This window comes from Laceyella sediminis, assembly GCF_003003125.1.
In the GTDB taxonomy this organism is placed as follows: Bacteria; Bacillota; Bacilli; order Thermoactinomycetales; family Thermoactinomycetaceae; genus Laceyella; species Laceyella tengchongensis.
Genome location: NZ_PVTZ01000014.1, coordinates 1 through 24,526, shown reverse-complemented (window position 1 = coordinate 24,526; position 24,526 = coordinate 1). Strand labels below are relative to the sequence as shown.

The 24,526-nt window shown below is 43.7% G+C and carries 19 protein-coding genes, 1 pseudogene and 1 other annotated feature; of the genes and pseudogenes, 17 read left to right on the top strand and 3 right to left on the bottom strand.

The genetic code is table 11. From position 1 onward, the window contains the following. Positions 1–21: 21 nt before the first annotated feature. Positions 22–606 (bottom strand): helix-turn-helix domain-containing protein, encoded by a 585-nt coding sequence (locus CLV36_RS14215; RefSeq protein WP_106343114.1) that lies wholly within the window; start codon positions 604–606, stop codon positions 22–24. Positions 607–874: 268 nt separating this feature from the next. Here CLV36_RS14215 and CLV36_RS14210 point away from each other — a divergent pair, with 268 nt between their 5' ends. From CLV36_RS14210 to CLV36_RS14175, 9 genes are all read left to right on the top strand, one after another. Next, positions 875–1,165 (top strand): hypothetical protein, encoded by a 291-nt coding sequence (locus CLV36_RS14210; protein ID WP_102991492.1) that lies wholly within the window; start codon positions 875–877, stop codon positions 1,163–1,165. Between the two features lie 97 nt (positions 1,166–1,262). Continuing rightward, a complete protein-coding gene (locus CLV36_RS14205) occupies positions 1,263–1,469 on the top strand; it encodes a hypothetical protein (protein WP_102991493.1) in 207 nt (68 codons plus the stop codon). A gap of 101 nt (positions 1,470–1,570) precedes the next feature. After that, on the top strand, positions 1,571–1,888 hold the full coding sequence (locus CLV36_RS14200) for a hypothetical protein (protein WP_102991494.1): 318 nt from the start codon (positions 1,571–1,573) through the stop codon (positions 1,886–1,888). A gap of 56 nt (positions 1,889–1,944) precedes the next feature. Next, positions 1,945–2,217, top strand: a complete 273-nt coding sequence (locus tag CLV36_RS14195; protein WP_102991495.1) for a hypothetical protein — start codon at positions 1,945–1,947, stop codon at positions 2,215–2,217. Positions 2,218–2,241: 24 nt separating this feature from the next. Then, positions 2,242–2,487, top strand: coding sequence for a VVA0879 family protein (locus CLV36_RS18055; RefSeq protein WP_425436587.1), 246 nt, complete (start codon positions 2,242–2,244; stop codon positions 2,485–2,487). 142 nt (positions 2,488–2,629) lie between these two features. Continuing rightward, positions 2,630–3,535: an ATP-grasp fold amidoligase family protein gene (locus tag CLV36_RS14190; RefSeq protein WP_106343113.1), complete on the top strand. Its 906-nt coding sequence runs from the start codon at positions 2,630–2,632 to the stop codon at positions 3,533–3,535. A gap of 23 nt (positions 3,536–3,558) precedes the next feature. Continuing rightward, positions 3,559–4,929, top strand: a complete 1,371-nt coding sequence (locus CLV36_RS14185; RefSeq protein ID WP_102991497.1) for a hypothetical protein — start codon at positions 3,559–3,561, stop codon at positions 4,927–4,929. 17 nt (positions 4,930–4,946) lie between these two features. Then, positions 4,947–5,618, top strand: coding sequence for a methyltransferase domain-containing protein (locus CLV36_RS14180; RefSeq protein WP_102991498.1), 672 nt, complete (start codon positions 4,947–4,949; stop codon positions 5,616–5,618). A gap of 16 nt (positions 5,619–5,634) precedes the next feature. Beyond that, on the top strand, positions 5,635–6,549 hold the full coding sequence (locus CLV36_RS14175) for a glycosyltransferase family 2 protein (RefSeq protein WP_102991499.1): 915 nt from the start codon (positions 5,635–5,637) through the stop codon (positions 6,547–6,549). A 47-nt stretch (positions 6,550–6,596) separates the two neighbouring features. Here the strand turns inward: CLV36_RS14175 and CLV36_RS14170 are convergent, their stop codons facing one another. Beyond that, positions 6,597–9,257: a valine--tRNA ligase gene (locus CLV36_RS14170; protein WP_102991500.1), complete on the bottom strand. Its 2,661-nt coding sequence runs from the start codon at positions 9,255–9,257 to the stop codon at positions 6,597–6,599. 30 nt (positions 9,258–9,287) lie between these two features. Beyond that, positions 9,288–9,537: a binding site (T-box leader), on the bottom strand. A gap of 505 nt (positions 9,538–10,042) precedes the next feature. Here CLV36_RS14170 and CLV36_RS14165 point away from each other — a divergent pair. From CLV36_RS14165 to CLV36_RS17735, 7 genes and pseudogenes are all read left to right on the top strand, one after another. Continuing rightward, positions 10,043–10,579: an HD domain-containing protein gene (locus CLV36_RS14165; RefSeq protein WP_106343112.1), complete on the top strand. Its 537-nt coding sequence runs from the start codon at positions 10,043–10,045 to the stop codon at positions 10,577–10,579. 251 nt (positions 10,580–10,830) lie between these two features. Next, entirely contained in the window at positions 10,831–14,019 is a 3,189-nt protein-coding gene (locus CLV36_RS14160; RefSeq protein WP_245888378.1) for an ATP-binding protein, read from the top strand. A gap of 14 nt (positions 14,020–14,033) precedes the next feature. After that, positions 14,034–14,645 (top strand): DUF7680 family protein, encoded by a 612-nt coding sequence (locus CLV36_RS14155; RefSeq protein WP_106343110.1) that lies wholly within the window; start codon positions 14,034–14,036, stop codon positions 14,643–14,645. Then, entirely contained in the window at positions 14,587–17,877 is a 3,291-nt protein-coding gene (locus tag CLV36_RS14150) for a DUF1156 domain-containing protein (RefSeq protein ID WP_245888377.1), read from the top strand. The genes CLV36_RS14155 and CLV36_RS14150 overlap by 59 nt, the downstream gene beginning before the upstream one ends. 34 nt (positions 17,878–17,911) lie before the next feature. Then, complete coding sequence (locus CLV36_RS14145) at positions 17,912–21,841, top strand: helicase-related protein (RefSeq protein WP_106343108.1); 3,930 nt, start codon at positions 17,912–17,914, stop codon at positions 21,839–21,841. Positions 21,842–22,498: 657 nt separating this feature from the next. Next, complete coding sequence (locus tag CLV36_RS17025) at positions 22,499–22,729, top strand: hypothetical protein (RefSeq protein ID WP_146130647.1); 231 nt, start codon at positions 22,499–22,501, stop codon at positions 22,727–22,729. Positions 22,730–22,904: 175 nt separating this feature from the next. Then, positions 22,905–23,048: pseudogene (locus CLV36_RS17735) on the top strand (sporulation protein YhbH); the annotation flags it as partial. A 300-nt stretch (positions 23,049–23,348) separates the two neighbouring features. Here CLV36_RS17735 and CLV36_RS14135 read toward each other — a convergent pair. Next, positions 23,349–23,624 carry an integrase core domain-containing protein gene (locus tag CLV36_RS14135; RefSeq protein ID WP_102991507.1) on the bottom strand — a complete coding sequence of 92 codons (276 nt, stop codon included), beginning with the start codon at positions 23,622–23,624 and terminating at the stop codon, positions 23,349–23,351. Positions 23,625–23,833: 209 nt separating this feature from the next. Here CLV36_RS14135 and CLV36_RS14130 point away from each other — a divergent pair, with 209 nt between their 5' ends. Further along, the gene (locus CLV36_RS14130; RefSeq protein WP_102991508.1) at positions 23,834–24,079 is read left to right on the top strand and encodes a hypothetical protein; all 246 of its coding nucleotides are present in this window, start codon (positions 23,834–23,836) and stop codon (positions 24,077–24,079) included. Positions 24,080–24,526 lie beyond the last annotated feature (447 nt).

The window sequence follows — 24,526 nt, the reverse complement described above, 5'->3', positions numbered from 1 at the left end:
CTTGTTGATAAACTTCTTTTCCTAAACGTATATGGTCCAACGCCTTAATAAGGTTTTTGTCTTTAAAAAAGCTATTTTGGCTAAGTACAAATGACAAACAGCAGCTAAATTGCTCTTATCAAATTCGAAATGTCTGTTCAATTGATTAAGCACATACTCAAATTTTTTTCGAGCAGAATTCCAATTCCTACGATAGATGTGACATTTCCCGAAGATGAGTTGTTGAACGATATAAAGAGGGTCGTATGGGTCGAATGTAAGTTGAATTAGTTTTTCTTCTGCACGGTCAGGGCTATGGAGTTCGATTAACCGTTCAACATGGTTTAAATAGCGTAAGTCTTTCGAGTTAAGCGTTTCAGCTGTTTCAATGAGTTCTAAGACATACTGCAAAGAGGTATTCAGCAATTTGCAATAGACTTCAATTTTTTCAACGGTGACATGATCTTTTCCGTTTTCGATGTTTGAAAGGGTTGCTACAGATATATTACCCATTGTCGCTAAAACTTGTAATTTGTGACCACCCTTTAGACGAAGTCTTTGTAAAACCGATCCGACCTTACGTATCTGTTCTGGGGTTAAAGATATATCGTCTTGCTCTCGTTTCATAGTTACCTCCCGTTTTTTAATCACTTCTTTAAAAAAGTAGTACGAAAATATAGGTATTTCTTATTGTAAGGGTAAATGAGCCCGTTTTTTTAATTCGTGAGTTAAAATGAAACGAAATTATAAATATTCTAATACATCCACCTGTGTTTTATAATGTAAGTAATCGATCATCCAGTAAGAAAATCAGAATGTTGGTGTTATTTTAATAATAACACGAATATTGGGAGAATGAATGGGAATCTAAAAATTTTATAGGGGGTGAAGATCATTGCTAAAATTGAGAGTTGAAGGTAAAGCGCATCAGGTGGGACCGTTCATGACTGACCTTAATCATCATTCGAAGATTAATTTCCATCAAAAAGAGACACAATCGGATGAAGATCATGTTTGTATTACTTGCGATATTGATCTGCAACCATCTCGTAGAGTAAAAATTGTTGAGTTTTTGAGAGAGGGAAAAGCTATTATCACAATGCCTCTGCTTGATTTGGTTGTTGCAGAAATCGAGGAAGGGAAAACAATTCTTGCCGGTAAATCCTTTGACATTTTTTCTGGATAAAAAAAGAGCCAGAAAAATGGCTCATACAAAGCAGAGTTATTTACCTAATTATATCATGGATGGGAGATAGAGGGAACCAGATCAAAGAGGTTCCTAAATGAAGAGTGGAAAAATTATTTACTGGTGGGATGAATCAGAACGAGAACTTATTGTTGTTTGTCCTTCCAGAAATAAACGAAAAAAGATTAAAAATCCTAGAAGAATCGAACGTTTTTTGCAAGTGCATCAGGTCACATTGGAAGAGTGCAAGGGTGTTAGATGGGATTTTGATCATCTGGGGCTGTTCAGGAAATTCTGGTGGTAGGAAAAGCGGATGGTCATGATGGGTAAGCGGTAAACACATTACAAAAGGCTTGGATACTCGGACCAAAATGCCGGGTATCCAGTCTGTTAAAGGGTGTTTAGATGGTGTTGCGATTAACGGTAGAGGGACCGGAAGAGAAAGTGAGAGCTTTTTTGAAGGATTTCTCCATCCTTCCGCAACATAAAGTATTGGCTACATCCGTCCCTTACGAAGATGATGAATTGGCACAAGGTGAGGTACAGATTCTTTGCCATTTTCGACATATCCCGCTGAGTGAAATCAACGAACCGATTTCCGTTACGTTTCAAACCAAGGATGGAAAGTATTTAAACTTTCATTTGTTGAGTGGGCACGTCATTCGGGATGGAGATATCATCTCAGTAACAGGAAGGGCCGCTGCTGGTCTGTTGAAGGAATAAAACATTGGATTCACGACAACGTATTTCTTCGAAGATGTACCCAGGAGGTAACACTCGTGATGGTTGGCTTAGGTGTGATTGGGGTTTTATGTGCTCTAGGGAAAATGATTTTCTTACTAAGGAAAAGTAAAGATCCTCTTTTATATGAAATCGCTGATAAAACCTCATTTTTTGATTACTTTCTACTCTTGATGACTCTAATGATTTTTTTATTTGACATGGACGACGTTATTCAGCTACTACTCCTCGATCTCTTTCTCGTTGTTGGGATTGTAAACACAATCGTGACTTTTTACTATGCAAGAAAAATAATGAAAAGGGTACGATAACATTATCAAGCAAACAGAAGATGAGTGGTTACTGGAGATGAGTCGAGAAAAGCGACCTTTGAATGTCCGCAGTGCGGTCACGTTCAGTCGATCGAGGATTTTATTAACCTTAATCTCGATGCAACCAGAGCTTATAAGGACTGTCTTGGGAGATATGTAACGAATTTCGGGTGTGAGTTTACAGTAGATTCCGAGGCAGGTTTGACAGATAGTGTGCGGATAGTAGTGGATCGAAATGGCAATGAATTTAAGGTGTTTAATTTTATCTAGTATTTACAGAAATTTAATTCTATTACGCAGGAGACGGCTAATAAAAAGAGAAATATATAGGAACATGTGTTTCTGTGTGTTCCTAAGTTCAATCCATTTTTTCGATATATCTCGATAAAAGAGAAGAGATAGGAGAGAATTCATGTTTAATTCGATCCGAAAAAAAGCCATGACAGTATTGTTTAAAGTCAATTATGAGGCATATCTAAAATTTTTATACAAATGGTATACAGGTTATACTCTCAATCTGGATAATCCGGTCCGATTCACGGAAAAACTCCAGTGGCTAAAATACAATTGGCGTGATCCTTTGCTTACAGTTTGTGTCGATAAATGGCTAGTCAGAGAATACGTAAAAGATAAAGGCCATGGAAGCATCCTCAACGATCTTTATGGAGTATACAATCATGTCGAGGAAATTGATTTTGAAAGATTGCCAGATCAGTTTGTTTTAAAGTGTAACCATGGTTCAGGATACAACATTATTTGTAAAAATAAAAATGAATTAGATGTTAAAAAGACAAGAAAACAATTAACAAGATGGCTAAAGGAAACATGTGGACTTTGGATGGGAGAATGGAATTACTCTAAAATCCAGCCTAAAATCCTTTGTGAAAAATTCCTTCAAAATGAGGATGGCACATCGATTCATGATTATAAGATTTTTTGCTTTGGAGGAAAAGCCTATTATATTCAAGTCGATGTTGAGCGATTTGGGGATCATCGCCGAAACATATATGATATCAATTGGAATCTGATGGAGTTTAGGTTGCGCTATCCTCCTGTTCCATTTGAAATAAAAAAACCGGTCAATTTAGAAGAAATGATCTCGATCGCAGAAAAATTGGCCGAGCCTTTTTGCGAAGTTCGGGTCGATTTTTATTGTGTAGGTGAACGGATTATATTTGGAGAATTAACATTTTTCCATGCAAGTGGATATCAAAAGTTCATTCCAGAAGATTGGGATTTCGAATGGGGATCATTGATTGATTTATCAACGATAAAGGAAGAATGTTTGCGTGACAAAAACAGGAAGCCGTTTGGTTAAAAGGACAACGGGGAGGAATCAAATTGAAAAAAGTACCTCACTTAGTTGTTGTTGGCTTTGATGAGATTGTTTCAAACAAATATTTATCTTGTATCCAAGATGCCATTAACCTGGGAGCGATTGATTCATATTCCGTCATTGATCTGGAATCGGAACGAGGGGAAATTTTAAAAAGAATTAAATCAATCCCGTTGAAACCGGAAAACGCCTTTTTTCTGCCAAATCCTCAATATAAAGATCAGTGGGCCAACAGAGAAGACTTTGAGCCCATATTTAGAGAGTTGAGGGATAAAAAAGGAACAATTAAAGTTTACATTGCCACGGAATTGAAAGCGCATGAAGGTTACTTAAGGTATTGCGTGGAAAATGGAATTCCCAGCCTTACTGAAAAACCAATACTGGCACCAATGAAAAATGGCCGATTTGAGCCACGCTTGATTGAGCCTGTGATGCAATACCTATTAGATGAATCAGAGAAACACCCGGTTAATCATTCGGTTATGACATTAAGCCGATATCATCAAATATACAATGAAGTCGTGATCGAATCGTTGAAAACAAAAATGATCGAACTACAGGCCCCTCTGACATCCTTTCACTTTCGACATGCTGGAGGTGTTTGGAATCTCCATCATGAATACGAATCTCGGGAAGATCACCCTTACAAATATGGTTATGGGATGATTATGCATGGTGGTTATCATTATATAGACCTTACTGTTCAGTTTCTCAGCCTTAACAAATTAATTTTTCCGAACGCCGGTTTTACGTTGACCTTAAGCTCTTATGTTGCCTACCCTTCGGATCAAAACGACCGAATTTCAAAAATATTTAGTGAAAGGTTCGGGGATAATCGTCCCGAATGGTCTTCAATCAGAGATAATTCATCTAAATATGGCGAAACAGACGTTACCACAACGTTTTGTATGAAAGAGAAACAATCAGGAAGAACCATAACACTTGGAACTATATCTCTGGAACAAACCACTCCTTCGGTCCGATCTTGGAGGCATTTTCCTGAGGGGGTCTATAATAAAAATGGGAGAGTGTCGAATGTCGATCTTGAAGCGCAGCTATCTACTCTCCATTCTGTTAATGTCCAATGTTTTGATGTACCGATTCGCAAGATCAAAGAAGTGGAGCGAATCGATGCTTTTGCGCGTGTTTCCACACGAACAAATGCATCTTTGCTTCCGAATGACGAATATAACACATGCAGAACTTTTAGCGGGTTGTTTCATAGTGACAGCAATCGCGAATTAATGACGAGATGGCTCTTGGATAAAGAAGAAAGAAGCCTGTTAGCGGATCATTTACCGACCATGAAGCTGACACAGGCTCTTGCCATTTCCATTCAACAACCAGGATATCCCGTGACTTTTGATTTTATTTAAGAAATGGTGGGCAGGCTATGCGTATTATTAGACCGCAAAGTTCGGTGAAGTCATTTTATGATCATGTTTTGAAAAACCAAATACCTATCGAGGAAAATTTAACGGGTTGTATTACTCCAGACTTTCAAAGAATATTGGATACTTATGAAAGTGAAATTGGGTTAAGAGCAATCGACCTGGGATATGGATATGGTAACTATTCAATAGCACTGGCACAAAAAGGATTTAAAGTGACGGCAGTTGACTATGTTGCACCAGACTATTTTAAAGAGAGACTGCAATCCACTGCTGGAAAAGAAAATATAACGATAATAGAAAGAGACCTGAATTTATTTGAACCAAAAGGAGAGTACGATGTTGTTGTTTGCAAAGATGTATTTCATTTTTTGAGAAGAAGCAAAGTTGAAGAGTTACTTAATGTTTTAATTGAAAAAACAAACAAAAAAGGCTGGCACTATATTGTCATCTTCACTGACATTTGGAGAAAGTCAAACGATGGTAATGAGATTGTAATAGAAAACGAGGCTAGATTTACATCGGATTATTTAGTCGATTTGGTTAATTATTTTTATCGTAATTGGAAAGTCAATCTGAAAATCGAAGAGTACCGAGAAAAAGACCGATCAGGTAAAGAGGACAGTTTTTATTTCAAAGCTAACAGAGTGACGATTATGGCCAATAACATTTAATGAGAGGGGGTCACTTATGAATCGACGAGGAATAAGCATCATTATCCCATGTTTTAATGCTGGGCGTTACCTTATCGAAGCTGTAAGCTCCGTACATGAGCAACCTTTCGAATGTCTATATGAGTGTATTGTAATTGACGATGGATCAACCGATCCAGAAACATTAGAAGCGCTACAGGAGATAGAGGCAGCAGGAGATACGAAAGTCGTTCGTATGAAAACCAACAAAGGAGCGCAATATGCTCGGAATGTTGGTTTACGCTCAGCTATGTATGACTACATTCTAGGGATCGATGCCGATGATTGTTTAAATACTGACCCAACGATATTGAAGTTAGGTACGTATGCAGATCGAGCGATTCAGGTCTTGGAAGATAGACCCGATGTAGCCTTCACATACTCTATCACATGTATGTTCGGAAATTTCAATGGATACACCATATCGGCATACCCCGTCACGGCCACACAAATTCTCCACAAACATCATGCAGCAACGAGTATCATTTATCGGAAAGAAGATGCCTTTCAAGCAGGACTGTATAATGAGTCGATTTTAAAGTGGCAAGATTGGTCATTTGCTGTTTCACTATTAAATGCTCGATTTAAGCAAAACAAGGGCAACGAAATCCATTTCTTTGAAACACCCTATTATTTGTATCGAATTCATGATAACCCAAGTCGAATTTCCTCTAGAAATGTAAGTGAAAGGAAATTTACGAAATTGACTATTGAACAAAATATAGAGATATTCAAATCTACATTTCCGGGATTGAACGTTGACGAAATTACAGATAAGGTGATGGGAAGTAAACCCGATAAACTTACTGATCTGCTGTACGTTGCAGCAAATAATATTCAAACTGCTCTTGAAATGGCTAAGCAAAGAGGATATCGATTAACATCAGACATTGAACCGACGAATATTCCTTAGAAACTATATAGGGATGGACTTTCTGCCAGAGTCCATCCCTTTTAACGTTAGCTTTGCAGTTCGGTTAAACGTGTTTTTACTTTCTCCCGTTTCTCCAGGTAATCTTTTTCTTTTCTTCGTTCTTCTTCGACTACATGGGCAGGTGCTTTGCTGATAAACCCTTGATTCGATAATTTCTTTTGCACCCGCTCGACTTCTGCATTCAGCGTTTTGAGCTCTTTTTTCAAGCGTTCGATTTCTTGATCGATATCGATTAACCCTGCGAGTGGCAGTAAGATTTCGGCTCCTGTTACCACAGCACTCATGGTTTTTTCCGAAATAGAGAGATCGGAGTCGATGGTGAGATTTTCGGGATTGCATTGCTGGCGAATCCACTTCTCTCCAAGGCGCAGGTATTGTAATGTCTTTTCATTATCTGGACGGATGAAGATATCGACTTTTTTGCTTACTGGTACATTCACTTCCGCCCGGATATTGCGAACGCTACGAATGACTTCCATGTACAGCTTCATTTGTTCGACTGCTTCAGGGAATTGGAAACGATTCTCGGGCTCCGGCCACTTGCTAACCATGATGCTTATTCCTTTGTGGGGGAGATTTTGCCAGATTTCTTCGGTCACAAATGGCATGAATGGATGGAGTAAGCGAAGGACCTTGTCGAGAACGTAACAAAGGACTGAGCGTGTTGTTTTCTTCGCTTCTTCATCCTCTCCATACAGGGATAGCTTCGCGAATTCAATGTACCAATCACAGAATTCATCCCACACAAATTCATACAAAGCCCGGCCAGCTTCGTTAAAGTGATACTCTTCCAATTGCTGTGTGACGTAGTTAATGGTTTCCTGCAAGCGGGTTAAAATCCATTGGTCCGCCGTATTCAATGAACCAGTGAGATCGATATCGTCGGCCCCGAAGTCATCAAGGTTCATGAGGACAAAGCGGGAAGCGTTCCAAATTTTATTGATGAAGTTTCTTGCTGATTCCAGTCGTTCCCAGCGGAAGCGCAGGTCTTGACCAGGCGTTGTACCGGTTGAAATCATAAACCGCATGGCATCGGCGCCATACTGGTCAATGACTTCCAGGGGATCGACTCCATTTCCAAGTGACTTGGACATTTTGACCCCTTCTGAGTCACGAACCAACCCATGGATGATGACATCTTTAAATGGCTTTGTACCCGTAAACTCGATGGCGGTAAAGATCATACGTGCTACCCAGGGATAGATGATGTCATGCCCTGTAATCAAGACGTTGTTAGGATAGTACCGTTTCAAATCGGCTGTTTGCTCGGGCCAACCCATTGTTGAAAACGGCCATAAACCAGAGCTAAACCATGTATCCAATACGTCTTCGTCTTGCGTGATGTTCGAGCTTCCGCAGTTCGAACAGGAAGATGGATCTTCCATGGATACCGTGATTTCTCCACAATCTGCGCAATGCCAGGCAGGAATACGATGACCCCACCAAAGCTGACGTGAGATGCACCAATCACGGATATTTTCAATCCAATCGACATAGAGCTTTTCAAATCGATCGGGGACAAACCTTACCTTATCTTCACTCTTTTGGAGTTCGATGGCTTTTTCAGCCAGGGGTTTCATTTTTACAAACCATTGAGTGGACAAGTAGGGTTCTATTACTGCACCACTACGTTCACTGTGTCCGACTGAATGAACATGTTCTTCAATGTTTACCATGACCCCGGCTTCTTGGAGATCCTTCACAATTTGCTTCCGAGCTTCAAAGCGATCAAGCCCCTGATATTTGCCGGCATTCTCGTTCATTTTTCCGGTTTCGTCCATGACGATAATTTGAGGCAAATCATGGCGAAGGCCGATTTCAAAATCGTTGGGATCGTGGGCGGGTGTGATTTTTACCGCACCTGTACCAAATTCTTTGTCCACATACTCATCGGCAATGATGGGGATTTCTCGTTCGACTATGGGCAGGATCACTGTTTTACCAATCATTCCTTGGTAACGTTCATCCTCCGGATGGACAGCAACTGCGGTATCCCCCAGCATTGTTTCTGGACGAGTGGTGGCGACTTGAATATACCCCGAACCATCCTTTAATGGATACCGCATATGATAAAGTGCACCTTTGACCTCTTTATAAATGACTTCGATGTCCGATATGGCCGTACGTGCAACGGGGTCCCAGTTAATAATGTATTTGCCGCGATAAATCAATCCTTTGTTGTACAGATCGACGAATACCTTCCGAACGGCTTTAGACAAACCTTCATCCATGGTAAAGCGTTCCCTTGAGTAATCAATGGAGAAGCCCATTTTCTTCCATTGTTCATGGATGATGGATGCAAAGTGCTCTTTCCATTTCCAGGCTCTCTCTAAAAACTTTTCCCGGCCAAGGTCATGCCGGCTGACTCCTTCTTCCCGAAGTTTCTCCTCCAGCTTCGCTTGGGTCGCGATCCCGGCGTGATCCATACCCGGAAGCCATAGGGTGTCATATCCCTGCATCCGTTTCATTCGAATAAGGATATCTTGCAACGTAAAATCTAATGCATGACCCATATGCAACATCCCAGTTACATTGGGTGGAGGCATTACAATACTGTAAGGCTCGCTATTTTGATCCTCGGAAGGCTTGAACAAATCATGGTCCAACCAAAATTGATATCTTTTACTTTCGACTGCTTTTGGATCATATTTTGTGGACATTTGAATTTCTTTTGGCATCTGTTTCATCCTCCTTACAATACGAAAAAGCCCCTCATCTCAAAGGACGAAGGGCTCGCGGTACCACCTTTGTTAGTGAAGAAACCATGGATTTCTCCACTCACTCATTTCCATTAACGCTGGAACACGTTTCCCACTACTGACCGGTGAAGGCGTTGGCGGGAACAACTCAGGAGCTACCTTCAACAGATTCCACCCGAAGAATCTCACAGCTGCCAAGCTCTACAGTTTGGCAGATTCTTCTCTCTGAGGGTTTCCCCTGTTTACTCTTCTCCATCATTGTTGTTTTGGTTAACTATACAACTAATTAACCGTTCACTCACATTTTGACCAATATCAGTTGGATTAATACCATTCTACAAGTGAGGCTGAATCTGTGTCAATATTTGTACGATCCATTTCATCACAGAGAAGGATAAAAATGGAGGAGAATTTCTAGAACAAAGCTAAATACATATTATACAACGTAGAGTGATTACTCATTATCATATGATAACAACCAACCTATTGTTACTGAAACCTTCGATAGTAAAAATTTAACTCTTAAAAGAAATAAACCTTTGTCGTTCGAAAGTCGAGCACTATAAGCTGTACACGGTGTTAAGGTACATTTGAAAGATAAAAAATCGCCTTGGTGGCAGTTTAAAATTATAACATTCCGTCTCACCGACTGATGTAATTTAATCAAAGTTGACCGGATACTTTGATTTCAATCAATTAACGGAAGGGATTGAGGACGAGTATAAAGATTACATCTAGGCTTATATTACAAAAACGTTGGGAGGTTAAATAAGATGGATGTTCAACGGCTGGAGGATTTTTGCTGGCCCTTTTATGAGGAAAAGGATATGATGCATAACTTGGATCATATTCATCGTGTTTTAAAAATGGCGTGTCAAATTGCCAAACCGTATCAGGATCAAATCGATCAAGAAGTCCTGATCGCTGGTGCTTATTTTCACGGAATCATAAACAAGGAAGAAAACCGAAACCAAATCCTCAACTTTCTTGAATCCCAAGGGGTTAATAAGGAGAAAATGCAAGCGATCCTGCAAGCGGCAGAAGGATCTCAGAAAGACTTCATTCCAGAAACATTAGAGGGAAAAATCCTGCATGATGCTCATTTGCTTGAAGGTGGTAAGACCTTTCTCATCGTGAAGTCGCTGATCACAGGTTCTTTGCGAGGACAGTCACTGGAAGAAACCATTCGTATTGTTGAAGAGAAGCTGCTTGATCGTTTCATCTGTGCGCTTCCTGAAAACAAGGCTCTTTACAAAGAAAAAGAAAAGTTTGCAAGAGAGTTGATTCAAGAGTTGAAGCCTTATCTTTAGAGAGGTTTATCTCTAAAGGCAGAAAGAATGAAAAAGTTGTAGAATATACTGAACTTTGCTTAGCGTCCTTGTGGCGATTTTATATCCTGTTGGTCTGGAAAGAATAGAAAAAATACAAGACATGAAAGAAACGGAAAAGATAAAATAGGATTAAAGTCAACCTGCAAAAGTTATTTTCACAATACAAATTCTAACAAGGGGGACATCATATGATTTCTGTTTTACAGACTTGCCAACCGCGCCCTGAGATATTGGCGGGAACATTTAATCCGGAAGTATTTACTGCTTCGCTCAGCCCGATTATTGACTTCTATCGTAAGGGACGTAGCTCAATTGATCATATTTATACGAATGCACAACAGTTTTTTGATGAAGCGACCTACCCTACGCAAGGTTTGAAAACCACATTAACAGAAGTTTTCAGCCGAATTGCAGGAGATATGACAGTTCCTGCAATTCATCGTTTGGAAACGGCATTTGGTGGGGGAAAAACGCATACTTTGATTGCTTGTACACATATTGCTTATCAGGGTAAAAAACTTGAAGGATCAATAGGAGAAATTCTCGATCCGAATTTGCTTCCTGTACCAGGCTCAGTATCTGTCGTTGGTGTGGCAGGGGATGAAATCCCGGTACATAAATCAAAAGGGAAAAATCTCATTCCGTATACGCTCTGGGGTGAGATCGCATATCAAATCGGTGGTGAATCTCTATATAAAGAAGTAGAGGAAGAAGCTACTTCCTATGCCGCACCGGGGCGCATCTATTTTGATAAGGTATTTGGCGGAAGGAAAGTTCTTCTCATGCTGGATGAGTTGGCTCAGTATGCCGCGCGTTTGGAAGCTGCACGACCAGACGGCGCGAACCAATTGGCTGCATTTTTGATGACCCTTCATGGTTATGCCCGAAATCATCCTGGGATCGCTATTGTTTTGACACTTGCCAGTTCCACAGATGCATTTGCCAGACAAACTGAACGTCTGGCCGAATTGATTGAGGTTGTTCGAGGAGAAGAAATCACAGAGGATGACGCCGTGGGAATCAGCGAAAAGGCAATCAAAGATATCACCAGCGTGGTGGCACGAGACGCGGTTCAAGTAACACCTGTGCAGGCAACTGAAATTTCTTCCGTGTTAGCGAAACGGCTGTTTGTCTCTGTAAATCGTTTGTCTGCAACAGAAACTGCAGAAGAGTATATGGCGATGTATCGCCGAAACAGTAATCTGCTTCCAGAGGAGGCCACAAGTGAGCGATACCGTGATCGGATGATTGCCAATTACCCGTTCCATCCCACTTTGGTAGATTTCCTAAATAAAAAATTGGCCGAAGCTGAAAACTTCCAAGGGACACGGGGAGTGCTCCGCGTTCTGTCTCTCGCAGTACGGAGTTTATGGAAAAAGCAGATTGATGTTCCTATGATTCATACTTGTCATCTGGACCTCCGGACCGAACGGGTTGTTAATGAGGTTCTTGGACGGACGGGGAGTTCCGATCTTTTACTAGTGCTTAACGCCGATATTGGCAGCGTGGACACTGAATCGTTGGACGGGGGGCTCAGCAACGCAGAGAGGGCGGATCAGAATAATCCTCATCCCGAAGGGCATCCACTGTTCGAGTACACTTGGAAAACCGTATTTCTACATAGCTTGGTGGGAAGGGATGAAGGGATTCCGTCCAAGATTTTCGGGATTACAGAATCGGAGGCGATGTTCAGTGTCTCGTTCCCTGAGATGACACCGCCCCAGGTGCGCACGGCCTTGGAGGAGATTGCCGAAAGTGCCTACTATCTCCGCTTTGAACAAGGAAAATACTACGCCAGCGACGAACCTACGATTAACAGTATCTTGGCACGCATTCGTAATGGAATAACTCATCCCCAAGTGAAGAGCTTGCTTGAGAATACGGCACGGAATATTATTAAGGCTGACAAAGGTGGATTGTTTCATGTCGAACATGACGTTTCCCAACCGGAACATCTGCCGGACGGGAAAGGAAAGCCGATTCTTGGAATTGTGTCGCCTACAGTGGAAACGATCGACATTGAGACCATGGTGACGATGGAGGGGGCAAACAAACCGCGTCTGCAACAAAATCTGGTCTTTCTGCTGGTGCCTGAAACGGTCAAGATTGGAGAGATCGATACCGGTCTGGAATTGTTTCCGGGGCAAGGAGCCAAGTCGCAGGATGTACGTCACCGATTAGATTCCATTGCCCGACAAGTTCTGGCGATGCGGGATCTGATTAAGAATCCGCAAAACTTCGGGGTTAATCCGAAACGGCTGGAAGAGAGTGGGTTCAGCAAGCGAAAGGCAGAGCGGGAGCAGGCGCTCATGACCGCTGTTGCAGATATCTATATCAGCCTTTATTATCCGTCTACAGCCGGACATATTGTCCGTAAGGAAATTAAAACAACCGGCGGAGAAAGCGGTATTTCCTTTATCGAGCTGATCCGGGCGGCACTCATCGAAGCAGGAGAGTTGCTTACTGAGCGAAATAACAACCAGTCAGACCTTATCAACCTCAGTAAATTGTTTTTTGAACGCGGGGACACGGTCACTGTGGAAGATCTAAAACACTCTTTTGCTTGTATCCGAAGTTGGCCGGTGCTCGCCAGTGAGGGGATTTTGGAACAACTGATTCGCGGTGGAGTACAAAAAGGAGTTTGGTGTGTATTTCGTCTGGACTCTCCTGATCAATCACGACCGGACGAGTTTTATCACGAGCAACATGATGTGCCAATGGGTGTCAACCTGATGACGGCTTCATATGCGCTCATCACTCCTCAAGGTGCTAAACAGCGGGGGTGGTTTGCTGAGCGGAAGGTTGATCCGGAGATGTTGAAGCAACAAATTTATGAAGTAGTAGATAAAGAAGGAAGCGTCAGTGTTCAGCGGATTGAGGAGGTCATCCGGGAAAGTGTGGGAGAAGTGACGCGCAAGGAGCTGGATGACACAGTCGTTTCCTTATTAAAGGATTCTAAGCTTTATGCCTGCCGGAATAAGGAGGATGCTGGGACTAAGCCCAACCTGATCGCGGGTTCAAAAGCATTGCAATATGTCCCGCTGTCCCAGGATGTTTTGGTCACCGAAGACAAGGCAAAGGCAAACGGGTGGATTGATGAGGATCGATCCTACCGCATCCATATTCAAGGGGATGAAGCTATCGAAAAAGTATTGCCTCTTCTTCGACGGATGGGTAGTCTCTATAATAAAGGCGGCAAAACAAAGATCGATTTTCTGGATCTGTATTTTAAAATACCAGCAGGTGGAGCGTTGAGAATTCAGTTGGAGGATGCATCCCCGCAAGCCATTAAGTCACTGGGAGAATGGTTTGAAGTACTTGATGGAATTGTAAAAAATGGGGAGCAAACAGAGGTTGAACTCGATATCGCGGATCCGGCCGAAGATTGTCCCTTTGTGAAGGAGTTGGATAAAAAGTAGGTGAGGTAGTCGTTATGGTTAATCAAATCACTGTACAGGACTGGGAACTGGAACGGGACTTTCAGCACCGTATCCTCCCGGAGTTGGATCATGCTCCTTGGGTTCTCCGACTTACGGAGTACAAAGACAAACCGACTCCTGTCCTGGTTATTAAGAAACGGATTTACACAGGTGACAGTCCTTATGGGGACGAACAGGCTGAAGGCAAATCCATGCTTAAAGACCAAGGGTTGTTGTATGGTCAGCCCTTGCGTCGCTGTTTGCCAGCTCTCAGAAAGATTCTCAGCAGGGTAAATGATGTTGCAGGTATTCCCTTGGAACTTCAGCGTTTTTTTAACAAAGACCGAATTCAATACCGCGGCAACTTGCCTTTGGATGAAGAAGCAGGAGCCAAGCTGGCGCTCATTTTCAAATTACAGGAGAGGGTTGTTGATTTGGACCGCGTTGAACTGATGGCTTGGCGAGTGGAACGATTCAGCAGGGAGGAGGCGGTCTACTGGTTTACTCGTGCGACTCAGTATGGTGAGGCCGCCAGCCGTTGGGCACTGGCCGGTATGAGGATCATGCTTGGCGGACAACCAGGAGACGAAGAAATTCAACATATGCTGCAAAAACTCCGGAAATAGAGAAATGGGAGAGGAGAAAATGACAACTCAGAACGAAACAAGAGCGGAAGTTCGATTCATTGAAGCGGGTTTTCCCTGTCACCAGGTGGGGGCGGAGACTCAGCGAGAGAGAGATACAGGTAAAGCTCCTCCTACTCATCGTCTGCATGTCTGGTGGGCACGGCGCCCTTTGACTCCTAGTCGGGCTGCGATCTTGGGATCACTATTACCAGCCGGAACTGATCCGGACTGGTTCCTGCGCCAACTTGGGATAGAAAAGGTGCAAGCGATTGTGAATGGTGTGCCGTGGATACTTGATGATAAATTAATAGAACGTGTAGCGAGAGATGAACTTGGTCAAGAAACATTAGATTTAGATGCAGTTGTTTATCGAGCACTTCAGCGAGAAAAAGCGACAAGGACTGAACATAGGAAATTGATTGCTCAGATTGTAGATCAGTCCCCTCATGTGCAGGAATACTCTGCAATTCAAAAATGGCAAACTCTGAGTCAACCGCTCCCGGAACCCTTTCCGGTAGAGGGTACCAGGTTGAGAGTTGAAAGAGTAGCAGCGGACCCGGCCTGGTTCAAAGAGTTGATGGAGATTGCTAAAAATATTGGAGTCCGTGTTCCTAATATGTATGGATATTCGAGGGCATATACCCGTCAACCTGAGTGGGGCGATTCAAATATTACTGTAATGGATCCTACTGCGGGAGGCGGCTCTATTCCCTTTGAAGCGTTAAGGCTTGGATACCGAGCAATTGCTAATGATTTGAATCCTGTTGCAACGGTTATCCAATACGCTACGTTGGATTATCCTGCTCGCTTCGGGAAAAATCTCAAAATGGAAATTGGAAATTGGGGTCAAAAACTGATTTCAGTTTTGGATAATCGGTTGAATGAGGTATTCCCGCGTGTATTTCCTTTGCCAGAAACCGAACGAATGTTTTTGAGAGCTCATTTGAAGCAATTTCCTGAACTTGTATCAGAATATGATCAGGAAGAGACGACCACCTATTTATTTGCACGCCAAGTCACCTGTCCACATTGTGAAGGAGAAGCTCCTCTCCTAAATACCTCTTGGCTATCCAAAGAGGGAGAGAAATGGGCAGTTCGTATTGTTACGGATGGCAAGAAAAAAGGGGGGACAGTAAAATTTGAACCTTACCGTCTTCAAGGAAAGAAAGGTCCGAATGGAGAGGACCCTGATTTTGCTACCGTAAATAAAGGGGTTGGGCTTTGCATTCACTGCCGCCAGGCGATTCCATCGGAAGAAATCAAAGCACAGGCACGTGGGGAGTCACCGTGGGGAACATGGAAGGATCGGCTGTACTGTGTCGTGGCGGTACGCTATCAACCCAAATTGGACAAACACGGACAACCGGAGCGGTATAAAAGTGGTACAAAAGCAGGAGAAATCAAGACAGAAAAAATCACGTTCTTCCGTGCACCCAATGAGCAAGATCTAAAGGCTTTGGAAGAAGCCGAGTTTCAACTGAAACAGCGCTGGGATGAATGGGATCAGGAGGGATTGATTCCGACCGAAAGGTTCCCACAAGGAAATGATATGCGTCCAATAAACTATGGAATGAATCGCTGGTGCGATATGTTTACGCCGCGACAGCTATTGGGGCAATTAACTCTGGTTGAGGAGTTGAATCGTCTCAAACCACGGATTATCGAAGAGCTGGGTCAGGAGAAAGGCAAGGCGGTTGTCACCTATCTGCAATTTGTGATTGATAAATTACTTGATTATAACAGTAAACAGACGCGTTGGCATTACGGACGTGGTGTATTGGTGAATACATTTGGCCGTCATGACTATTCGCTTAAGTGGACCTTTGGGGAGATGATCTATACAGGTCCTTATTCTGGTCCGGATTGGGCTTTATCACAGGTGTTAGATGCTTATCAGGGAATAGCAGAATTGGTGGCTCCACTTCATGAGGAATTAAGAGGAGCGGCTCCGCCTGTTACGATTCTCCATGGTACAGCGGCGCATACTGGAGTGCCCGATCGTTCCGTAGATTTGATCTGTGTGGACCCGCCTTATTACAACAATGTCCAGTATGCCGAGCTGTCGGACTATTTCTATGTCTGGCAGAAGCGGACTTTATCGGACCTTTACCCTGATTTATTCAAGCGACGGTTGACCAACAAAACGGATGAAGCCGTGGCCAATCCGGCCCGGGATGGTTCCAATTCAAATGCCGCTCAACGGTATGAAGAACTGATGGGGGAAATCTTCGCCGAGTGTCGCCGTGTACTGAAAGATGAGGGGATCTTGACGATCATGTTCACCCATAAAACACAAGAGGCATGGGAAGCGTTGACACGTTCCCTGATTGAACAGGGTTGGACAATTACCTCGTCGATGCCGGTGGAATCAGAAGCAGGTGAGTCCACGCACCAAAAAGGGATGGCCGCTGCCGCCAGCTCTATTTTCCTCACCTGTCGCAAAAAGGAGCAGGACAACCAAATGCCGGCGACCTGGACCGGGTTTGGTGGCACCGGTGTGGCGCACCGTATTCGTACGGCTGTTCGTGAAGGACTGAAAGAGTTTGAGCCGCTGAAGCTGAATCCCGTGGATGAGATGGTGGCGTGTTACGGACGGGCGCTGCAGGTGTTGTCGGAGCATTGGCCGGTTTTGGACGGAGATGAACTTGTCAGCCCGATCCGGGCCATGAACGAGGCCAGTGCGGTCGTGGCAGAGCACCAGATCAGCCGCCTAACGCGAGGGCGTCTGAAGGTGGAAGATCTGAACCCGGAAGCGGCGATGTCATTAACGCTTTATGGCATTTTTGGGCTTAATGAATTCCCTTATGACGAGGCATTGAACTTGTCGCGTTCGCTGAACATCGCGCTGGAAATGCGTCCGGCGGGATACAGTGTTCAGAATCGGATGCTTGGAATCAACGACGCCAGCAGGGGCCGCAGCATCCGTGGTACAGATGCGGAAGATAGAGGCTTCCATGCGCCATTGGTACGCAAAGGTTCCAAATTGCGATTGGTAAAACCGGAAGAGCGTCATCCGAAGCGTTTGGCCAATCCCCAGACAGAGTGGGATCTGCTGCATGGCCTGATTCTTGCCTACCGGGAAGGTGATGTTCCAGTCGCTCGTGCATACTTGGCACAACATGCGAAGGAGAAAGGGCAGACCGTATTGGACCTTTTAGCTGTCTGGACAGCGGAGATGACAGAGGAAGAGCTTCGGCGGGAAGGAGAAGCTATCCTGTTCGGCTTGAGATAAGAATCACCGGCGGATCATAGATAGGAGGAACATCATGACCGAGATAAGAGAGAGTAGGAACAACCAAGGACTGAGATCACGCGAGTGGCTTCTCTCTTACAAGACCTCCTCTACCATGATCGGAGACAGGCCAGTCAATATGTTACATGACTTTTACATTCCGGCACTCAGCCGCGCGGTTCGCTATGACCGCGTGGCCGGGTATTTCCGGTCCACTTCTCTGGCAGCCGCTTCCCAAGGATTTTCTGCCTTTGCCAATCAAGGTGGAAAGATGCGCCTGATCGTTGGTGCTGATCTGGAACCGAACGATGTAAAAGCGATCTTACAAGGAGATGCAAAAAGACTTTCGGAAAAGCTGACTGAAGAATTGGAACAGGCGGACTCTTGGCCGGAAGGTGTTCGTAACGGTGTGACATTGTTGGCCTGGATGGTGGAGAAAGGATATCTGGAAGTTCGGGTCGCTTTTCGGCTGCACAAAGATACCGGAGAGCCGATTTCCTTTGATTCGATGGAAGATGGTTATGTTCACGAGAAGTGGTTTTTGTTTACCGACGAATATGGGAACCGGATGTATGGAGCCGGATCGCTCAATGAGTCCAAAACCGCACTGCATCTGAATGCGGAGAATATTGATATCCATTGTGACTGGTGGGGAGAAACGGATCGGAAAAGAGTCGATGAAGCGGCTGAATCATTTGAAACGCTCTGGGAAGGGAAAGTTCGTCATATACGCGTGCTGACTCTTCCGGAAGCGGTTCGACGCCGGCTGGTTCGGTTTGCTCAAGACGTGAAAAGGCCGCTGGAAACCGACGGAACCAGCGAGATTCCCGAGCCCTCGACAAAAGCGGAAAAGGTTCAGCCGGATGGAATTCCTTCCGCGCTTGAGCGGCTGAAGTTCGCCGTGTTACGGGATGCACCCAAAATGCCGGGTGGGCGTTATGTTGGGTTGGAAACGGCACCGGTTGAACCGTGGCCCCATCAGATCATGGTTGTCCGTCGATTAGTGGAGAACTGGCCGTATTCTTATCTGCTGTGTGATGAGGTGGGTTTAGGTAAAACGATCGAAGCGGGACTGGCCATTCGTTGTTTGCATTTGGCGGGATGGGCCAAACGGATTTTAATTGCTGCCCCTGCAAGTTTAACCACCCAATGGCAGCGTCAGCTTGCCTCCAAATTATTGTTGTCTTTTGGCCGGGTGATGACACCGGGAATACGGCATCACTATATCTTGCCTGTTGAGGAGGACTTCACTTCTGGTTCGTTTTATGAGCCGAATCTCGTCATTGTGTCAACCGGCCTTATGTCGCGGCGGGAGAGGATCAAGCAACTGGAAATGGCTGAAGAATTTGACATCGTTTTGGTGGATGAGGCCCATATGGCCCGGCGGAAAAACCCTTCCAAGGGAGCAGAGGCCAATCCTCAGTTCGGTCATCTTTATACGACGATCCGGGATCACTTACGGGGGCGGACGCGCAGTTTGTGGCTGGCCACCGCTACACCGATGCAGATTCACCCGGTGGAGGTTAGCGATTTGATCGCTTTGACGAATCGGGTGGGAGCATTTCAGTACGATCCTACATTGACCATGAAATATTACGATATTCTCGGCAGGCTGCTACAAGGCGAGAAAATTGGTTCGGCTGATTGGGATTTCCTGCGGCGATCCATTTTGGGAACCCAGCGTCAGGATCATAAATATTGGGAGTTTTTGACCGACGTGGTTATCAGCGGTCGGATTCGAAGCGATGCTCGCCAGTGGTTGGAATTTAACCGGGTTCCACGCGGTACCAGAAACCAACAACTGATGTCACGTCTAATCTTCAGTGCCTCACCCCTGTCCCGGGTCATGCTCCGCCATACCCGTCAATTGCTTGAGATTTATCGGGAAAACGGTGAACTGCAACAGAACCTAGCTAAGAGGGAAATCCGTGATCTTCCTCAAATCCGTTTTAATGCACTGGAGCGGAAGATCTATGATCAGTTGGAAGAGTACTGCAAAGGTCTGGTGGTACAGATCGGCCCCCAAGAAGAGAACAAGCAGATGATCAGTTTCCTCCTCAGCTTCCTGAGGCTTCGATTTGCCTCCAGTTTATATGCATTTCAGAAAACAATCGAACGGCGTCTCAAGAGAGTGGAAGAGACGCTTCGGCATCAGTACAAAACCAATGGAGAAGAATATGACGGAAGTGGAATAGAAGATCTTGTCTTTAATGATGAGGTGGAGGAGGAAGACCCGGGAATCACTGACAAACTGTTGAAAAATCGGACGCCTGTTGACCTTCGGTGGGAGCAGGAACGGCTCAAAAAAATGCTCAAAGACATGGAAGAGTTACACGGTCAGTCTTCCAAGATGCTGTTCTTGCTTAGAGAGCTGGATAACCGTAGGAACCGTCAGACGAGGAGGATTCGGCAAACGGTCATTTTCACCAGATTCTATGATACGCTGGTGGATATCGTTCAGCGACTCAAAAGAGCCGATCCTGAAATGCGAATCGGGACATACTCCGGAAAGGGTGCGGGTTATTATGATTCTCAAGCCCAGACATGGGTTAATACGGAGCGGGAAGAGGTCAAGGAACGATTCTTGCGCGGTGAAATCGATATCCTTGTCTGTACGGATGCCGCTGCGGAGGGGTTGAACCTTCAGACCGCCGATTTGCTCATCAACTACGATCTCGGCTGGAATCCGATGAAGATCGAGCAACGAATTGGACGGATCGATCGGATTGGACAGAAGCACGAGGTAGTTTATGTGCTGAATCTTTGTTATGTAGACAGTGTGGAATCCATCGTTTATGGACGATTGCTTCAGCGGTTGAAGGCTGCTAACCTGATCGTTGGTACGCAGCAGCTTGCCTTACTTCCGGTAGATCCACAGGATTTTCAGGAACTGGCTCAAGGTACGCTGACACCTGAAGAGCTGGAATACCGTATTCGAGAGCGGATTGAAGAGCAACGTAAACATCTGGCCTATATGGAGATCAATCCCAAAGACCTATATGAGATTTATAAAAATATGAACGGCTTCCATCGGCGTTGGCAAGCCCCGATCGATCTTCAGTCCATTTGGTCAACGTTAACCGAATCCCGATATCTTCAGGAATTGGGATGTAAGATCTTTGATGAAAATAACCTCATCCTTGAAATTAATCATGTAGATGGAGTGCCTGATGGGTCTGTTTTAACGGTATCGAGAGAACTCTATGAGTCGGGTCTCCCTGATGGTAAAACCCGTGTGCATTTTGCTTCATATGGCGATCCGTATTTCGATGCGATCCTTCGTAAAACAGAGAAAATGAAGCTTCCTAGTTGCGTCAGGAGAATTTCAGTAGATATCCCCGACCTTCCTCATGTAGAGATAGTTGGGTATGCGGTTTTATGCAAAAAGGAAGATGGAAGCCGCCAAGTGCGGTTTATCACAAAATGGGATGATTTGAAAGGAATCTCTCTTGCTGAAGGAGAGATACTTAACGATCCTGAAATTGAACCACTTCGTCAGCAATTGTACAGTCAAGCACTCGATGAGTTCACCTTTACTGCATCGGTGAAACGAATCGAGGGAGAAAACACTCGCGCTGCAATTATTCAAGAAATGATGAATTTCTTGACTGGTCATCATTTGTTGGAAGAAAGAGCGAAAGTCGCGGGAACCAAGGCACGGTTTGGCTCAGTCCTTCGTGATGTAATTTCTTTAATTGAAGAACGCACGGAAGGAATCCATATTGCTGAGATGCCTGGAGATGTGCTACGTCAAGTAAAGGATGAAGTGCTATTCCCGCTCCATGTTCCCAAATCCGGCCAAAATGTTACGGTTTTGGTCCCCCCTCTTTTCTGTCTGACATCAGTAGATTTTATTAAACGCATGGCGGATCGAATGAAGAGACAGGAAAAAGATATCAAGCTACAAAGAATGATAACCACTTTGAAACGCGAAGCCAGAAATCGAATGGAATCGATTTTTTAAGAGAGACATGATTTTAGCCAAATCAGTTATAAGTTCTCAGCATTATTGGCAGGGAATTAATGCTGATAAAAATGTCCGATATGAGCAAACCCACGACTTAAAGGAGCGTGGGTTTGTTTGATTACGGATAAAAATGGAGCTCGCAAACATGAAATTCCTTCACCGAACTGGAGATTAATTATTGGTTTAGAACTTTTTGTGATAAGCAATGAACCCTGCTTTCTATAAATTTCCGTTTGACATAATATATTGCTGTAAAAATTACATAAGAGGACGGTGTGGGGAATTTAAAGCGACTTGATGGTAGACTTTTTCAACTCTTCATCGCTTTTCTCTTCGCATTTGTTGGCGTGGGCATTTTGGGGAGTGGCTCAGCTTTTGCCATTGGGAGCAGCTTTAACGTGCTTCGAGTAAATGATCACTTTGAAAAGGTTCAACAGGGCCCGGCTCCATTGAAGGAAACATCAGTCACACCAACTATCCAAAAAGAAAAAAGGAGGAAGATGGGAATTGGTTTACGAAAGCATAGTATTGGACAAAGTAAACTGTCTCCAGTGCATGGAATAAAACAAAGGAAGTTTGTTCAGAAGCATGGGACTGGATTTGTAAGGTATGTGACAAAATCGTCAAAGTCGTCGTTGATGGGATGTCCGCCGCATGGGATTGGATCGTCAAATACAAAGAATACTTGGCCTTTGCAGCGGTTGTCATCATCGGGATCGTATTGTGTTTCGTTCCGCCCTTGGGAGAAGAAATTCTGGCTGGTGTGAGCAGGAAGAAGTGAAGTTGAAAGCTGTTGCTAACGAAGCTTCGGCTTCAAAAGAATTATCCCGGCGGGTGCTTGGCCTACTTTATCATGAAGGATTTCAATATTCAACAGGGGCTTAAACAGAGAAACGACCGTTGAATTTAAACCAGACAAGCCGGGAACTTACACATTTACATGTGGGTTGGGGATATATTCGAGGATAATAATGATTGAGTTATAAGGGTAATAGGCCTACTGATAGAGGGAAACCACCTGTAAAGTAAACAGGTGGTTAAATAATGTATAGAGCTTGTGCAGTTGAATCAGTACCAAAGAAATTCCACTTTGATGTCGGCATACAGACATTTAAAAGAAGATAGGTTTTCCTATTTCGTGATCAAGGAGAAAGCGCAAGTATATGAGGCGTTGAAGCATTTCTTTGGGAAGAGGGAAGTGTAAAGGGGAAAGAGAAACCCACCTCTCCGGGTAGAAGCTTGGGGAGGTGGGGCTTTTATGAGAGGAAATAGGGATTAAGTTACTTAATTGTTTTAGAAGATTTTGCCGAACAAATCACTCAAGAGAATAACAACGCTGCTCAAAATATTTTGCTCTTCCATAACATAGCCGCACGAATTCATAGCTAAACAAGGGACACCTACAACCCAAAAGAATAGGATAAATATTATAAGAAACTAAAACTCTTCCTCCACTTAAAAAGTCGGTTACAATCGCCTTAATGAACCCCATATGTCCAGACAATTATGCAACGTTTGAAGTTACAGATTGACGGAATTCTCGCGGCGACAGATATCCAAGCGCAGAGTGAGGCCTTTCATCATTGTAAAAGGCTATGTAATGATCAATGTTCTGTTTAGCTTCCAAGAACGATCCATATTCTTGGAGCCAAACCGTATCCTCTTTTAGCGTACGAAACCAACGCTCAATGTAAGCATCGGCGTCAGGATTGTTGTAACCCGTTCTTTCTTGCTTAATTCCAGCCTCTTTCAACGCTTTTACATAACGTTGGCTCGTCATTTGGCAACCGTTTCCCAAAGAGTTGGTTCAGGCCATAACAATTCTGAATTGTCAGATGAAAATTTAGAAGGAGATCTGATATTAGAGGTACCTATTCAACGAACACCTGTACCACAGCAAATACTTGATTTTGCTTCTGAAAGGGATGTCATTATCAGAGACGAAAAAGGGCGTATTCTTAATCCGCTTGAATGAGGAGTTGAAAATAATTGAATCTAGAGTATTACAAGAAATGGAATAGGCATTATGAAAAACCTCGATTTTCTATTACAGAAGATGAGGCTAAAGAATTGCATGAAGATGGAAAGCATTATGTAGTCGTGATCAAAGACAAAGAAGTGATTAAGTATGTAGTTGAAGTTTTTTTTAATATTTATTTCTGTGGAGTATTGTATTATGATGCACAAGGAAAGGTATCCGACTCATTTATCAAAGAGGGTAATATGCTTTTTTAAAGAACAGGAAAATATGGAAAGATGGTCAGCTAATTACCTTTCTATTTGAAGCAAATGGAGATTATCGAATTGATGTATTTGATGAAAATAGTAAATTAGTTAGTACCTCATTTACAAAAAAAGATGTGACAAGTCATTTTAGAAATATCGAATTTGGTAATTACAGTTCAATTCTGCCTCATTCAGAATAGAGCTTAAGCCGCCAATCAATGAAAGGCGGCTTTTATGTTTTATGACTATTGTATGTTTTGCTTGATGTCCGGTTTTTTCTATAACGGGGGAACGGGGGTTATCTTATTGTTGTGGATAATTATAGCTGTAAGGGGTGAAGTGGGATCAGGAAGAATTAATCGAGGCTGCTGACAAACTGCCTTGAAAGGCAGGGTCAGCAGCCTTTTTTGTCGAATCAATAAAAAACAATCTATAAGGAGTTTTTTCTATGTTTAG